Origin of the sequence: Rothia sp. HMSC071F11 (assembly GCF_001809115.1) — a bacterium.
Classification (GTDB): Bacteria; Actinomycetota; Actinomycetes; order Actinomycetales; family Micrococcaceae; genus Rothia; species Rothia dentocariosa.
Window position 1 is genome coordinate 81,629 of the sequence record NZ_KV795770.1, and the last position, 633, is coordinate 82,261.

1 protein-coding gene is annotated in these 633 nt (G+C 60.0%); it reads left to right on the forward strand.

From position 1 onward, the window contains the following. A partial coding sequence (locus HMPREF2554_RS09835; RefSeq protein ID WP_256388024.1) for an FtsK/SpoIIIE domain-containing protein occupies positions 1–633 on the forward strand: 633 nt, incomplete at both ends.

Below are 633 nucleotides of genomic sequence, written 5' to 3' on the forward strand. Positions count from 1 at the left end.
GCATCGGCACGCCGCCCACCGCCCAAAAGATTATTAACACCTGGCAGAAATCCACCGGATACAGCACTGAAATCGGCATTGGCGACCAAGGCGTATACACCCTCGACCTCGTCAAAGACGGTCCGCACGGTCTCGTTGGCGGTACCACGGGCTCGGGTAAGAGTGAATTCCTGCGATCCCTCGTCGCCGGTCTGGCGGCCCATAACGACCCCACGCGCCTCAACTTCATTCTGATCGACTTCAAGGGCGGCGCGGCGTTCAAAGCCTGTGAACGGCTGCCGCACACCATCGGCACCATCAGTAACCTCGATGAACAGCTCGCAAACCGTGCGCTGATCAGCCTCGAAGCCGAAATGGAGAGGCGGCAGCGACTCTTCGCCTCCGTGGGTGAAGGCGTCGACAACATCATCGAATACCACGCCACCAACCCGCCAGAGCCCATGCCGCGCCTGCTTCTCGTCATTGACGAGTTCGCCATGCTCGCCAAAGATTTCCCTGACGTGCTTACCTCACTCGTGAGTATCGGTGCCGTGGGTCGTACCCTTGGCGTGCACATGATCCTGGCAACCCAGCGACCTGCCGGCGTAGTAAACAACGACATCCTGGCGAACACCAACCTGCGTGTTGCGCTGC